This is a genomic window from Pseudomonas zhanjiangensis (genome assembly GCF_041027545.1).
Classification (GTDB): domain Bacteria; phylum Pseudomonadota; class Gammaproteobacteria; order Pseudomonadales; family Pseudomonadaceae; genus Aquipseudomonas; species Aquipseudomonas zhanjiangensis.
Genome location: NZ_JBFTEG010000001.1, coordinates 29,731 through 44,440 on the forward strand (window position 1 = coordinate 29,731; position 14,710 = coordinate 44,440).

The 14,710-nt window shown below is 65.0% G+C and carries 13 protein-coding genes; 12 read left to right on the forward strand and 1 reads right to left on the reverse strand.

Annotated elements, in window-relative coordinates; all coding sequences use genetic code 11:
- Positions 1-476: 476 nt before the first annotated feature.
- From AB5S05_RS00125 to AB5S05_RS00180, 12 genes are all read left to right on the forward strand, one after another.
- Positions 477-1,673, forward strand: coding sequence for a quaternary amine ABC transporter ATP-binding protein (locus AB5S05_RS00125; RefSeq protein WP_369285364.1), 1,197 nt, complete (start codon positions 477-479; stop codon positions 1,671-1,673).
- Position 1,674: 1 nt separating this feature from the next.
- On the forward strand, positions 1,675-2,556 hold the full coding sequence (locus AB5S05_RS00130; RefSeq protein ID WP_369285365.1) for an ABC transporter permease: 882 nt from the start codon (positions 1,675-1,677) through the stop codon (positions 2,554-2,556).
- 37 nt (positions 2,557-2,593) lie between these two features.
- Entirely contained in the window at positions 2,594-3,538 is a 945-nt protein-coding gene (locus tag AB5S05_RS00135; protein ID WP_369285366.1) for a choline ABC transporter substrate-binding protein, read from the forward strand.
- A 79-nt stretch (positions 3,539-3,617) separates the two neighbouring features.
- Positions 3,618-4,475, forward strand: a complete 858-nt coding sequence (locus tag AB5S05_RS00140) for a glycine betaine ABC transporter substrate-binding protein (protein WP_369285367.1) — start codon at positions 3,618-3,620, stop codon at positions 4,473-4,475.
- 150 nt (positions 4,476-4,625) lie between these two features.
- Positions 4,626-5,138 (forward strand): metal-dependent hydrolase, encoded by a 513-nt coding sequence (locus tag AB5S05_RS00145; RefSeq protein WP_369285368.1) that lies wholly within the window; start codon positions 4,626-4,628, stop codon positions 5,136-5,138.
- A 21-nt stretch (positions 5,139-5,159) separates the two neighbouring features.
- On the forward strand, positions 5,160-5,621 hold the full coding sequence (locus AB5S05_RS00150) for a methyltransferase family protein (protein ID WP_369285369.1): 462 nt from the start codon (positions 5,160-5,162) through the stop codon (positions 5,619-5,621).
- A 109-nt stretch (positions 5,622-5,730) separates the two neighbouring features.
- Positions 5,731-6,321: a transcriptional regulator BetI gene (gene betI, locus AB5S05_RS00155; protein ID WP_369285370.1), complete on the forward strand. Its 591-nt coding sequence runs from the start codon at positions 5,731-5,733 to the stop codon at positions 6,319-6,321.
- Between the two features lie 309 nt (positions 6,322-6,630).
- Positions 6,631-8,103 (forward strand): betaine-aldehyde dehydrogenase, encoded by a 1,473-nt coding sequence (betB, locus tag AB5S05_RS00160; RefSeq protein ID WP_369285371.1) that lies wholly within the window; start codon positions 6,631-6,633, stop codon positions 8,101-8,103.
- A gap of 109 nt (positions 8,104-8,212) precedes the next feature.
- Positions 8,213-9,895 (forward strand): choline dehydrogenase, encoded by a 1,683-nt coding sequence (gene betA, locus AB5S05_RS00165; RefSeq protein ID WP_369285372.1) that lies wholly within the window; start codon positions 8,213-8,215, stop codon positions 9,893-9,895.
- 480 nt (positions 9,896-10,375) lie between these two features.
- A complete protein-coding gene (locus AB5S05_RS00170) occupies positions 10,376-11,572 on the forward strand; it encodes a quaternary amine ABC transporter ATP-binding protein (protein WP_369285373.1) in 1,197 nt (398 codons plus the stop codon).
- Between the two features lies 1 nt (position 11,573).
- A complete protein-coding gene (locus tag AB5S05_RS00175) occupies positions 11,574-12,455 on the forward strand; it encodes an ABC transporter permease (protein WP_369285374.1) in 882 nt (293 codons plus the stop codon).
- A 39-nt stretch (positions 12,456-12,494) separates the two neighbouring features.
- Positions 12,495-13,442 carry a choline ABC transporter substrate-binding protein gene (locus AB5S05_RS00180; protein ID WP_369285375.1) on the forward strand — a complete coding sequence of 316 codons (948 nt, stop codon included), beginning with the start codon at positions 12,495-12,497 and terminating at the stop codon, positions 13,440-13,442.
- A gap of 90 nt (positions 13,443-13,532) precedes the next feature.
- Here AB5S05_RS00180 and AB5S05_RS00185 read toward each other — a convergent pair whose 3' ends face one another.
- Positions 13,533-14,648 carry a chymotrypsin family serine protease gene (locus tag AB5S05_RS00185; protein ID WP_369285376.1) on the reverse strand — a complete coding sequence of 372 codons (1,116 nt, stop codon included), beginning with the start codon at positions 14,646-14,648 and terminating at the stop codon, positions 13,533-13,535.
- Between the last annotated feature and the right edge of the window lie 62 nt (positions 14,649-14,710).

Sequence of the window (14,710 nt, forward strand, 5' to 3'; positions counted from 1 at the left end):
CGGAAGGCTATATCGTTGAGTCAGCCGATTTCGTCGCTGTCAGCCCAAACCAGGGCGACAGACTGGAGCCACCACCGCTCCGGACCGAAGATTATATAAGCGCTGACTCCCCCCATCGGGCGTCGGCCCAACAAGAAATTTCGGATGTACGCGCATCTCGGATCGAGATGTGAACCCCCAAAGGATTGGGCTTCGAAACACTGCCAGAGGGTTTGGAAAGCGGTTTGCAAGACGGCAAGACAAGATGGATTCGACAGCACCTCAGGATGACGCCCCCGGCTCCAACGACCCGGCGTGCGCTACCGCGAGCCTGCCTGAACCAGCCTGCCGAGCCGACGCACAGAACGCTCTCCACACTCCGGAACCATGCACACCCACACAGGCAAGAACAGTCGACATCACCCGACGTGCGCTTTGCGCTATGCGCTGGGTTCCATGTAGCTGATCTGGATGTCTACTGAAGGGGAACCATCCCAATGCAGTCTGGAAAAATCGTGGTCAAGAACCTCTACAAGGTTTTCGGCCCACAGCCACAAGAAGCCATCGAGTTACTCAAGGAAGGCTGGAGCAAGGACAAGATCCTTGCCGAGAAGGGCGCGGTGATCGGCGTCAGCGACGTGTCCTTCAGCGTCGAGGAGGGTGAGATCTTCGTCCTCATGGGCCTGTCCGGTTCCGGCAAGTCGACCCTGATCCGCCTGATCAACCGCCTGATCGAACCCAGCGCCGGCGATGTCTTCATCGACGGCCAGAACGTCGCCAAGATGTCCAATGCCGAACTCGTCGACCTGCGTCGCCGCGACATGAGCATGGTCTTCCAGTCCTTCGCCCTGATGCCCTCGCGCACCGTGCTGGACAACGCCGCCTTCGGCCTGGAAGTGGCCGGCGTCGGGCGCAAGGAGCGCGAGAAGCGCGCCATGGAAGTGCTCACGCAGGTCGGCTTGGACACCTTCGCCAAGAAACACCCCCACGAACTCTCCGGCGGCATGCAGCAGCGCGTCGGCCTGGCCCGCGCCCTGGCCGTCGACCCTTCGATCATGATCATGGACGAGGCCTTCTCCGCCCTCGACCCGCTCAAGCGCCGCGAGATGCAGGACCTGCTGCTGGAGCTGCAGAAGACCCATCGCCGCACCATCATCTTCGTCTCCCACGATATCGAGGAAGCCATGCGCATCGGTACGCGCATCGGCATCATGGAAGGCGGCAAGCTGATCCAGGTCGGCACCCCGCAGGAACTGGTGGACAACCCGGCCAACGACTACGTGCGCAACTTCTTCGACACCGTCGATACCAACCGCTACCTCACCGCCGGCCAGCTCAAGGCCGACAGCGTGCCGCTCTATGTGCACAACGGCGTGGCCCCCGACGCCGCCAGCGTGTGCAAGGAGCTGCAGGCGCAGGACAAGCACTACGCCTTCGTCATCGATGAAGACAACCGTTTCCGCGGCTCCATCAGCCTGGAGAAGATCGCCCTGATGGTCGAAGGCGGTCAGTCCTGCGGACTCGACTTCGACGTTCTGAAACAAATCGACCCGGTGCCGGAGGACCTGCCCCTGGAGCAGGTGATCGAGCGTCTGGTGATCAACGAGGGTCCCATCCCGGTGATCGACCAGAACGGCCATTACAGCGGCGCCATCAGCAAGGGCCGCCTGCTGACCCGCATGCAGGGAGAATGACATGAGCGACAAGAAACTCGACCTGGGCAGCTGGGTCAACGACGTGGTCCAGCACCTGCTGGACAACTACAGCGCCGGTTTCGACAGCATCGGCAGCGTGGTCAGCGGCTTCTCCGAAGCGGTCGAAGCCATACTGATGCTGCCGCCGGCCTGGCTGCTGATCGCCATCTTCGTCGGCCTCGGCCTGTGGCGCATCGGCGCCCGCTTCGCCGCCTTCACCGCGGTGTCCTTCATCCTCATCGTCATGACCGGCTTCTGGGAACAGACCGTGGTGACCCTCGGCCTGACCTTCTCCTCCACCCTGATCAGCCTGCTGCTGGGTATCCCCCTGGGCATCTGGGCGGCACGCAGCGAGCGTGTGGCGATGGTCATCCGGCCGGTCCTCGACTTCATGCAGACCATGCCTGCGTTCGTCTACCTGATCCCGGCGGCCATGCTGTTCGGCCTCGGCCGGGTACCGGGGATCATCGCCACGGTGATCTTCGCCATGCCGCCGGCCGTGCGCCTGACCAACCTGGGCATCCGCCAGGTCAACAAGGAAATCGTCGAGGCCGGCCAGTCGTTCGGCTGCAGCAAGGCCCAGCTGCTGTTCAAGGTGCAGCTGCCCAATGCCATGCCCTCGATCATGGCCGGGGTCAACCAGACCATCATGATGGCCCTGTCGATGGTGATCATCGCCTCGATGGTCGGCGCCGGCGGCCTGGGCAACGACGTGCTGGCGAGCATCCAGCGCCTGGATATCGGGCTAGGCTTCGAGAGTGGCATGGCCGTGGTGCTGCTGGCGATCATCCTCGACCGCATCACCGAAAGCTTTGGCACCAAGCGCACCGAAGCTCGTGGCAGCCTGATCAGCTGGGTCAGTGCGAGGTTTCAGCGCTCGTAAATCGCCTCACATTCTTCATTCACACAGGGAGTCATAGATGAACAAGTTGAAGGCAATGGCTGGGATCGGTCTGCTGTCCTGCGCCCTGGCCCAGGGCGCCTGGGCTCAGGAGCCACAGAGCTGCAAACAGGTGCGTTTTGCCGAGATCGGCTGGGCCGACATCGCCGCCACCACCGGCGTGGCCATGACCCTGAGCGAAGGCCTGGGCTACCAGCCGCGCAAGATCCTGGCCTCGGTGCCGATCGCCTTCACCGGCGTACAGAAGGGTCAGATCGACGTGTTCCTCGGCTACTGGGCACCCTCGATGGACGCGGTGATCGAGCCCTTCATCAAGGAAGGCGGGGTCAAGGTCCTGCCCACGCCGAACCTGGAAGGCGCCAAGTACACCCTGGCCGTGCCGACCTACGCCGCCGAAGCGGGCCTGAAGAGCTTTCAGGACATCGCCAAGTTCAAGAAGGAACTGGGCGGCAAGATCTACGGCATCGAGCCGGGTAACGACGGCAACCTGCTGATCGAGCAGATGATCAAGGGCGACCAGTTCGGCCTCGGCGGCTTCCGCATGGTCGAGTCGAGCGAGGCCGGCATGCTGGTGCAGGTGCAGCGCGCGGTGAAGAAGCAGCAGCCGGTGGTGTTCCTCGGCTGGGCACCGCACCCGATGAACACCCAGTTCGACATCACCTACCTGGCCGGAGGCGACGATGTGTTCGGTCCCGACTATGGCGCGGCCAAGGTCTACACCGTGGTCCCGGCCGACTACCAGGCGCGCTGCCCCAACGTCGGCAAGCTGCTGGACAACCTGCAGTTCAGCGTCGAGATCGAAAGCCAGCTGATGGAGAAGGTCCTGGAGAAGGAAGACCCGCTCGAGGTGGCGAAGAACTGGATCAAGGCCAACCCGCAAGCCCTGGACCAGTGGCTGGCCGGGGTCACCACCTATGATGGCCAGGACGGCGTCGCCGCAGTGAAGAAGCACCTAGGACTTTAACCCCACCGGCTCGCTCGGCCTCGGTCGGACGAGCCCGCAATACCGATGAACTGCTACTCACACCGATGGAGCAACATCTATGCGCAAACTGAAGAACCTCGTCCTCCAAGGCGTCGGCGTCGCCGCACTGGCCCTGGGCATGTCCAGCGCCATGGCCGCTGACAAACCCACCCTCACCTTCGGCTTCGTCAACGGCTGGGACGACAGCGTCGCCACCAGCTACCTGGCCGCCGAAATCATGGAAAGCAAGCTCGGCTACGACGTCGAACTCAAGCCCCTGGAGCCGGCCATCATGTGGCAGGGCGTGGCCCGCGGCGATATCGACGGCCTGCTCTCCGCCTGGCTGCCGGTCACCCACGGCGAGTACTACGCCAAGTTCAAGGATCAGCTGGAAGTGCTGGGCACCAACTACAACGACGCCAAGATTGGCCTGGTGGTGCCGGACTACGTCGAAGCCAAGAGCATCGAAGACCTGAACAAGACCAAGGACGCCTATGACGGCAAGATCACCGGCATCGATGCCGGCGCCGGCATCATGCGCCGCACCGAGGAAGCCATCGAGAAGTACAGTCTCGACTTCAAGCTGATGCCGAGCTCCGGCCCGGCCATGGCCACCGCCCTGGCCCGCGCCGAGAAGAAGAAGGAAGCCATCGTGGTCCCTGGCTGGGTGCCGCACTGGATGTTCGCCAAGTGGAAGCTGCGCTTCCTCGAAGATCCGAAAGGCGTCTATGGTGAGGCCGAACACGTCGACTCCGTGGTTCACCCGAGCTTCAAGGACAAGGCGCCAGAAGCCGTGGCCTTCCTCAAGAAGTTCAACTGGTCCAGCGAGGAAATCGGCTCGGTGATGCTGGCCATCCGCGACGGCGCCAAGCCGGAGCAAGCCGCCAAGGACTGGGTTGCCGCCCACCCGGAACGCGTGGCCGAGTGGCTGCAATAAGCAGCACTTTCGCCATCTAGGAAAAGCGGGCCTCGGCCCGCTTTTTCTTTGTCCGCCAGTGGCACTCGACAGCCGCCTACCCCCACTCGATCCGAGACAACCCAGGCTCTGCTAGCATCTTGCCGGTCCAACACTTCGTGAGCCTGCCCGATGTTTATCGCCCATCTGCCTTCCGGCTACCTGCTCACGGTCGCCCTGGCCAAACGCCTCCACCAGGTGCCCTTGCCCTGGTTGATGAGCGCCGGGATTCTCGGTGCGTTGGCGCCCGATTTCGACATGGCCTACTTCTACCTGGTGGATCAACGGCAGACCCATCACCACCAGTACCCGAGCCATTGGCCCCTGTGCTGGCTGGCGCTCTGTGCTGCCGCCCTGATCTGGCGCTACCTGGCACCGCACAGCCGAGGCGCCGTCCTCGCCTGGCTGTTCGGCCTGGGCGGCATCCTGCACCTGCTACTGGACAGCCTGGTCGGGGATATCTGGTGGCTCGCGCCATTCATCGACCAGCCCTACGCCCTTTTCAGCGTGCCGGCGCTGTATCAGCCCTGGTGGTTGAACTTCATCGTCCACTGGTCGTTCGCCGTGGAGCTTGCCATTGCCGGCTGCGCACTGCTTCTATATCGCCGCCGTTCGTGCCCATCACGGCCGGCGTCCAAGCACTGAATCCCGAGAGGAGCCCAGCCGATGACCTGGCTTGAACTGCGAATCCCACCACTGGCCCTGCTGCTCGGCTTTGCCTGCCTCGCCCTCGGCCTTGACCACTGGTTGCCGCAGCTGCGCATCGCCGTGCCCGCCGCCCAGGCCATCGCCAGCCTCCTGATGCTGGCCGGCGCGGTTGTCGCCGCGCTGGGCGTGCTGGCCTTTCGCCGGGCCCAGACCACGGTCGACCCGACCCGCCCCCAGAGCAGTCGCACCATCGTCGACAACGGCGTCTATGGCATCAGCCGCAATCCCATGTATCTGGGCTTCGCCCTGTTCCTGCTCGGCTTCGCCCTCTGGTTGTCCCACCTCCTGGCACTGGCCCTGGTACCGGCGTTTATCGCCTACATGAACCGGTTCCAGATCGGCCCCGAAGAACGCGCGCTGGAAGCCAAGTTCGGCGCCCCCTTCGCGGACTACAGGCGCCGAGTTCGCCGCTGGCTGTAATCGCGCGGCGCCGGACAAAGCGGGCGCCACCGCGATAATTGATTGCTCGTTCAATAAAAATCGGCCTAGACTGCGGCCTTCGAACACCAGCACCAAGCCGGAGACACAGATGCCCAAGGTCGGTATGCAGCCGATTCGCCGCTCGCAATTGATCGCGGCCACCCTCGAAGCCGTCGACCAGGTCGGCATGAGCGATGCCAGCATCGCCTACATTGCCCGCCTCGCCGGGGTGTCCAACGGCATTATCAGTCACTACTTCCGTGACAAGAACGGTCTGCTCGAAGCCACCATGCGCCACCTGATGCAGGCCCTGAGCCAGGCCTCGCGGGCGCGCCGCGCGGCGATCGAGGACGACAGTCCACGGGCACAGTTGCAGGCCATCATTGACAGCAACTTCGATGAAACGCAGGTCAGCGGTCCGGCCATGAAGACCTGGCTGGCGTTCTGGGCGGCCAGCATGCACCACCCCTCGCTGCGCCGCCTGCAACGGATCAACGACCACCGCCTGTATTCCAATCTCTGCGGCCAGTTCCGCCGGGCCCTGCCCCAGCCGCAGGCCCGCGCCGCGGCCCGCGGCCTGGCGGCCCTGATCGACGGCCTGTGGCTACGCGGCGCGCTGTCCGGGCGCAGCTTCGACACCCAGCAAGCGATTCGCCTGGCCTACGACTACCTCGACCTGCAACTGGCCAAGGCCGCCTGAGTCCGCAGCACGCCGCCTCCCTCCCCAAGACAGCCTCTCCTCCACGGCGCCCAAGCAGCAACCGGGCGCCCCGGCTACAACGACTATCCTCTTCCAGCAGCCACCATCCGCGCGAATTCTGTCGCGCTCAGATCAGCCTTTGTCGCTCCCGATTGTTTTGTTGTTTGATCGTTCAATAAAAATAACGTAGGCTGGTTTTTACTTTCCCGGCCCCAGCAGCATCGCGATGCTCGACCGGCTCACCTGGCCAAGGCCCGACAACGCCCCCGCCAGCCTGACGTAGACGACATTGATTAAGAGGACTCCAGCATGCCCCGATTCGACGAACAGAAGCTCTACATCGGCGGTCGCTACGTTGAGGCCAGCAGTGGCAGCACGTTCGAATCGATCAATCCGGCCACCGGCGAAGTGCTGGCCAACGTGCAGCGTGCCAGCCAGGCCGACGTCGAACGTGCGGTCGCCAGCGCCGTGGAAGGGCAGAAGGTCTGGGCGGCGATGACCGCCATGCAGCGCTCGCGCATCCTGCGCAAGGCGGTGGATATCCTCCGCGAGCGCAACGACGAGCTGGCCGAGCTGGAAACCCTCGACACCGGCAAGCCGCTGTCGGAGACCCGCTATGTCGACATCGTCACCGGCGCCGACGTGCTCGAGTACTACGCCGGCCTGGTGCCGGCGATCGAGGGCGAGCAGATTCCGCTGCGCGACAGCTCCTTCGTCTACACCCGCCGCGAGCCGCTGGGCGTGGTCGCCGGCATCGGCGCCTGGAACTACCCGATCCAGATCGCCCTGTGGAAATCCGCACCGGCCCTGGCCGCCGGCAACGCGATGATCTTCAAGCCCAGCGAGGTCACCTCGCTGACCACCCTCAAGCTCGCCGAGATATACACCGAGGCCGGCCTGCCCGACGGCGTGTTCAACGTCCTCACCGGCAGCGGCCGCGAGGTCGGCCAATGGCTGACCGAGCACCCGCAGATCGAGAAGATCTCCTTCACCGGCGGCACCGCCACCGGCAAGAAGGTCATGGCCAGCGCTTCCAGCTCCTCGCTCAAGGAAGTCACCATGGAGCTGGGCGGCAAGTCGCCGCTGATCGTCTTCGAGGACGCCGACCTCGACCGCGCCGCCGATATCGCGGTGATGGCCAACTTCTACAGCTCCGGCCAGGTCTGCACCAACGGCACCCGGGTGTTCGTGCCGCGCATGCTGCAGGCGCGCTTCGAGGCCAAGGTGCTGGAAAGGGTCCAGCGCATCCGCCTCGGCGACCCGCTGGACGAGGCCACCAACTTCGGCCCGCTGACCAGCCTCGGTCACATGGAAAGCGTGCTCGGCTACATTGCCAAGGGCCGTGAGGAAGGCGCACGCCTGCTGATCGGCGGTTCGCGGGTGACCGAGGGCGACTATGCCAAGGGCGCCTACGTGGCCCCCACGGTGTTCACCGACTGCAGCGATGGCATGACCATCGTGCGCGAGGAGATCTTCGGCCCGGTGATGAGCATCCTGGTCTACGACAGCGAAGAGGAAGTGATCCGCCGCGCCAACGACACCGACTACGGCCTGGCCGCCGGCGTGGTCACCCGTGACCTGGCCCGCGCGCACCGGGTGATCCACCAGCTGGAAGCCGGCATCTGCTGGATCAATACCTGGGGCGAGTCGCCGGCGGAGATGCCGGTCGGCGGCTACAAGCAGTCCGGCGTCGGCCGCGAAAACGGCCTGACCACCCTGGCCCACTACACCAGGATCAAGTCGGTGCAGGTGGAACTGGGCGGCTACAGCTCGGTGTTCTGATCTCGGCCGCAGGGTGGATTAGCCGCGCGGCGGCGCAATCCACCGCTCAACCCCACATCCGCCATGGTGGATACGGCTTCGGCTGATCCACCCTACGCAGGAAGGCCCCATGTCCCAAGAATTCGACTACATCATCATCGGCGCCGGTTCGGCCGGTAACGTGCTGGCCACCCGCCTGACCGAGGACAAGGACGTCAGCGTACTGCTGCTGGAGGCCGGCGGCCCCGACCACCGCCTGGATTTCCGTACCCAGATGCCCGCGGCGCTGGCCTACCCGCTGCAGGGCCGCCGCTATAACTGGGCCTACGAAACCGACCCGGAGCCGCACATGAACAACCGCCGCATGGAGTGCGGACGCGGCAAGGGCCTGGGCGGCTCCTCGCTGATCAACGGCATGTGCTACATCCGCGGCAACGCCATGGACTACGACGGCTGGGCCAAGGCCAAGGGCCTGGAAGACTGGACCTACCTGGACTGCCTGCCCTACTTCCGCAAGGCCGAAACCCGCGACATCGGCCCCAACGCCTATCACGGCGGCGATGGACCGGTGAGCGTGTGCACCCCGAAGAACGGCAACAACCCGCTGTTCCACGCCATGGTCGAGGCCGGCGTGCAGGCCGGCTACCCGCGCACCGACGACCTCAACGGCTACCAGCAGGAAGGCTTCGGCCCCATGGACCGCACCGTGACCCCCAAGGGCCGGCGCGCCAGCACCGCCCGCGGCTATCTGGACCAAGCCCGCGAGCGCCCCAACCTGACCATCGTCACCCACGCCCTGACCGACCGCATCCTGTTCGACGGCAAGCGCGCCATCGGCGTCGACTACCTGCTCGGTGAGAGCAGCACCCCGACCCGCGTCCACGCCCGCCGCGAGGTGCTGCTGTGCAGTGGCGCCATCGCCTCGCCGCAGATCCTGCAGCGCTCCGGGGTCGGCCCCGCCGCGCTGCTGCGCGAGCTGGACATCCCCGTGGTGCACGACCTGCCGGGCGTCGGCGAGAACCTCCAGGACCACCTGGAGCTGTACCTGCAGTACGCCTGCAAGCAGCCGGTGTCGCTGTACCCGGCCCTGCAGTGGTGGAACCAGCCGAAGATCGGTGCCGAGTGGATGTTCCTCGGCAAGGGCATCGGCGCCAGCAACCAGTTCGAGGCCGGCGGCTTCATCCGCACCCGTCCCGAGTTCGAGTGGCCGAATATCCAGTACCACTTCCTGCCGGTGGCGATCAATTACAACGGCAGCAACGCGGTGCGCGAGCACGGCTTCCAGGCCCACATGGGCTCCATGCGCTCGCCCAGCCGCGGCCGCGTGCGCGCCAAGTCGAAGGACCCGCGCCAGCACCCGAGCATCCTGTTCAACTACATGGCCTACGAGCAGGACTGGCAGGAGTTTCGCGACGGCATCCGCATCACCCGCGAGATCATGGCGCAGGCGGCCCTCGACCCCTACCGCGGCCGCGAACTCAGCCCGGGCAAGGAGGTGCAGAGCGACGCCGAGCTGGACGCGTTCATCCGCGAGCATGCCGAAACCGCCTTCCACCCCTCCTGCTCCTGCAAGATGGGCGAGGACGACATGGCGGTGGTCGACGGCCAGGGCCGGGTGCATGGCCTGCAGGGCCTGCGGGTGGTCGACGCCTCGATCATGCCGCTGATCACCACCGGCAACCTCAACGCGCCAACCATCATGATGGCCGAGAAGATCGCCGACAAAATTCGCGGGCGCACCCCGCTGCCGCGCAGCAATGCGCCCTACTACGTGGCGGGCGGCGCCCCGGTGCGGGGTACCTCACAACGCTGAACCCGTGGCTTGGAGCTCTGCCAACAACGCAGCAGAGCTCCCGCAACCCCAGTCGCTGTCGCCCCAACCAGGGTGGCAGACCGGAGCCACCACCGCTCCGGACCGAAGAATAGATAAGCGCCGACGCCCCCCATCGGAGGTCGGCCCAACAAGAAATTTCGGAAGTACGCACCGCTCAGGACGAGCGGTGAAGCCCCAAAGGATTGGCTTCGTAACACTGCCAGAGGGTTTGGAAAGCGGTTTGCAGTACGGCACTACAAGGTTGATTCGACAGCACCTCCAGGTGACGCCCCAGACCCGGCGTGCGACCCCGCGAACCTGTCCGAATGAGCCCACACGCCAGCACGCAAGACGCTCTCCACGCTCCGGAACCATGCTCACCCACACAGGCAAGAACAGTCGACGTCAGCTGTCGGGCGCCTTGCGTGCACCAGGCTTCCTGCAGCTGATCTGGATGTCTAATAAAGGGGAATCATTCCAATGCAATCTGGAAAAATCGTGGTCAAGAACCTCTACAAGGTTTTCGGCCCACAGCCACAAGAAGCCATCGCATTGCTCAAGGAAGGCTGGAGCAAGGACAAGATCCTGGCCGAGAAGGGCGCGGTGATCGGCGTCAGCGACGTGTCCTTCAGCGTCGAGGAGGGTGAGATCTTCGTCCTCATGGGCCTGTCCGGTTCCGGCAAGTCCACCCTGATCCGCCTGATCAACCGCCTGGTCGATCCCAGCGCCGGCGATGTGTTCATCGACGGCCAGAACGTCGCCAAGATGTCCAATGCCGAGCTGATCGACCTGCGCCGGCGCGACATGAGCATGGTCTTCCAGTCTTTCGCCCTGATGCCCTCGCGCACCGTGCTGGACAACGCCGCCTTCGGCCTGGAAGTGGCCGGCGTCGGGCGCAAGGAGCGCGAGAAGCGCGCCATGGAAGTACTCAAGCAGGTCGGCCTGGACACCTTCGCCAAGAAGCACCCCCACGAACTCTCCGGCGGCATGCAGCAGCGCGTCGGCCTGGCCCGCGCCCTGGCCGTCGACCCCTCGATCATGATCATGGACGAGGCCTTCTCCGCCCTCGACCCGCTCAAGCGCCGCGAGATGCAGGACCTGCTGCTGGAGCTGCAGAAGACCCATCGCCGCACCATCATCTTCGTCTCCCACGACATCGAGGAAGCCATGCGCATCGGCTCGCGCATCGCCATCATGGAAGGCGGCAAGCTGGTCCAGCTGGGCACCCCCCAGGAACTGGTGGACAACCCGGTCAACGACTACGTGCGCAACTTCTTCGACACCGTCGACACCAACCGCTACCTCACCGCCGGCCAGCTCAAGGCCGACAGCGTGCCGATCTATGTGCACAACGGCGTGGCCCCCTGCGCCCTGACCGTGTGCCAGGAGCTGCAGGCCCAGGACAAGCACTACGCCTTCGTCCTCGACCAGGACAAGCGCTTCTACGGCTCGATCAGCCTGGAGAAGATCGCCCTGATGACCGAAGGCGGCACGCCGATCAAGCTCGGCAAGGAGGTGCTCAAGCAGATCGAACCGGTGCCCGAGGACCTGCCCCTGGAGCAGGTGATCGAGCGTCTGGTGATCAACGAGGGCCCCATCCCGGTGGTCGACGCCAACGGTTTCTACAGCGGCGCCATCAGCAAGGGCCGCCTCCTCAACCGCCTGCAGGGAGAATGACATGAGCGACAAGAAACTCGACCTGGGCAGCTGGGTCAACGACGTGGTCCAGCACCTGCTGGACAACTACAGCGGCGGCTTCGACAGCATCGGCAGCCTGGTCAGTGGCTTCTCCGAGGGCATCGAGAACCTGCTGATGCTGCCGCCGGCCTGGCTGCTGATCGCCATCTTCGTCGGCCTCGGCCTGTGGCGCATCGGCGCCCGCTTTGCCGCCTTCACCGCGGTGTCCTTCATCCTCATCGTCATGACCGGCTTTTGGGAACAGACCGTGGTGACCCTCGGCCTGACCTTCTCGGCCACCCTGATCAGCCTGCTGCTGGGTATCCCCCTGGGCATCTGGGCCGCTCGCAGCGAGCGTGTGGCCATGCTCATCCGGCCGGTCCTCGACTTCATGCAGACCATGCCTGCGTTCGTCTACCTGATCCCGGCGGCCATGCTGTTCGGTCTCGGCCGGGTGCCGGGGATCATCGCCACGGTGATCTTCGCCATGCCGCCGGCCGTGCGCCTGACCAACCTGGGCATCCGCCAGGTCAACAAGGAAATCGTCGAAGCCGGCCAGTCGTTCGGCTGCAGCAAGGCGCAGCTGCTGTTCAAGGTGCAGCTGCCCAACGCCATGCCCTCGATCATGGCCGGGGTCAACCAGACCATCATGATGGCCCTGTCGATGGTGATCATCGCCTCCATGGTCGGCGCCGGCGGCCTGGGCAACGACGTGCTGGCGAGCATCCAGCGCCTGGACATCGGCCTGGGCTTCGAGAGCGGCATGGCCGTGGTGCTGCTGGCGATCATTCTCGACCGCATCACCGAAAGCTTTGGCACCAAGCGCACCGAGCCCCGCAGCAGCCTTATAAGCTGGGTCAGCGCCAGGTTTCAACGTTCGTAAACACCCGCCTCACATTTTTCATTCACCAAGGAGTCAAAAATGAAGAAGAAGTTGAAGAAAATCGTCGGGGTCAGCCTGCTGTCCTGTGCCATGGCGCAAGCCGCCTGGGCCCAGGAGCCGGAAAGCTGCAAACAGGTGCGTTTCGCCGAGATCGGCTGGGCCGACATCGCCGCCACCACCGGCGTGGCCATGACCCTGAGCGAAGGCCTGGGCTACCAGCCGCGCAAGATCCTCGCCTCGGTGCCGATCGCCTTCACCGGCGTACAGAAGAGCCAGATCGACGTGTTCCTCGGCTACTGGGCGCCCTCGATGGACGCGGTGATCGAGCCCTTCATCAAGGAAGGCGGGGTCAAGGTCCTGCCCACGCCGAACCTGGAAGGCGCCAAGTACACCCTGGCCGTGCCGACCTACGCCGCCGAAGCGGGCCTGAAGAGCTTTCAGGACATCGCCAAGTTCAAGGACCAGCTGGGTGGCAAGATCTACGGCATCGAGCCGGGTAACGACGGTAACCTGCTGATCGAGCAGATGATCAAGGGCGACCAGTTCGGCATGGGCGGCTTCCGCATGGTCGAGTCGAGCGAGGCCGGCATGCTGGTCCAGGTGCAGCGCGCGGTGAAGAAGAAGCAGCCGGTGGTGTTCCTCGGCTGGGCACCGCACCCGATGAACACCCAGTTCGACATCACCTACCTGGACGGTGGCGACGACGTGTTCGGTCCCGACTACGGCGCGGCCAAGGTCTATACCGTGGTGCCGACCGACTACCAGGCGCGCTGCCCCAACGTCGGCAAGCTGCTGGACAACCTGCAGTTCAGCGTCGAAATCGAAAGCCAGCTGATGGAGAAGGTGCTGGAGAAGCAGGATCCGGTCGAGGTGGCGAAGAACTGGATCAAGGCCAACCCGCAAGCCTTGGACAAGTGGCTGGCCGGCGTCACCACCTATGACGGCCAGGACGGCGTCGCCGCGGTCAAGCAGCACCTGGGCCTGTAACCTGCCTGGCTCGCCCGGCCCGGGCGAGCCTGCTGCAGCGCGCAGAAACAGCACAAGCCCCTGGCCACCCGCGGGCTAGGGGCTTGCCTGTCAGTAGGCGCGGATCCGGCCGACTTCCATCAGCTCCACCGCCACCCCATCGATCTCCCTTGGCGCCGCCTCGATGGCGCTGCGATCGATTCGCTCGACCAGCAGCTTGATCGCCAACTCGCCGGGTCGACGCTCGCTCAGGCCGATGCCGTGCCCCTGTGCACCCGGCACCCGCAACAGCGCCGCCGATGCCCGTTGCTGCACCGCCCGCAATGCGCCCCGGCCCGATTCGACGGCGATGCCCTCGGCGGCAGCCAGCCCGCCGCCCACCATCTGCGCACCGAAATACGTCAGCACCTCGTCGATCGGATTGGCCACCGCCACGCGCCGACTGCCGGCAAACAGCAACCCCACCGCTCGCGGCAGGTCGGCGACATCTTCGACCATCAGCGAGCCCGAATCGCCGGCGCTGAGGAACTTGCCCGGGGTCACCACGATCTGGTTGGTGAAGGTCTTGTCGAAACTGGCGCCCGCGCATTCGTCGCTGTAACCGACCGTCACGGTGGCATCCAGTACCGCCACCGTTCCCTGGGTCAGGCCGCTGGTACGCCCGCTCTTCTTCACCGCCATGTCCAGTTCGGCCGCCAGCGTGCTGGTCGACAGCGGACCTATTTCGAGGATGCTGCCATCGGCCGCCACCATGCCCGGCGCCACCGAGGCGATGGCCGCATCGACGTTGTCCGTGCTGCTCAGCAGATTGCTCCAGGCATACAAGCTCGCCACGTTCTGGGCGGCGCCAGCGGCGTTGCAGGCGTTGTCGATCAGGCCGGGCTGGATGATGACATCGCCAGGCTGGCTCTGGATGCCGTTGCCGCCGGCCACCCAGTCGCCGGCAAATACGTGGGCATTGCTGAGGATGAACGACTGGCCACCGATCACGATCAGCGAGCCCAGCGTGCCGCCACAACAGTAACCATTGGCCAGATCACCGGCATTGCCGCCGGAGGTGCCCAGCTGGATCGGCGAGCTCTGGGCATCGGTATGATCGACTTTCGCCTCTCCCCCCGGCTTGCCCCCCACCCCGCCCGGCGGCCCCTTGGCCTCGACCGCCGCCATCGGCAGCAGAACGATGAACAGAAGCAGACAGGCAGACAACGAGCGCAAGACAGGGCGCATCGGGCACCTCCAACGGCTGGCGGGGATGGGTCGACACTGCCGTCCTGGCCTGTGCACGTGCC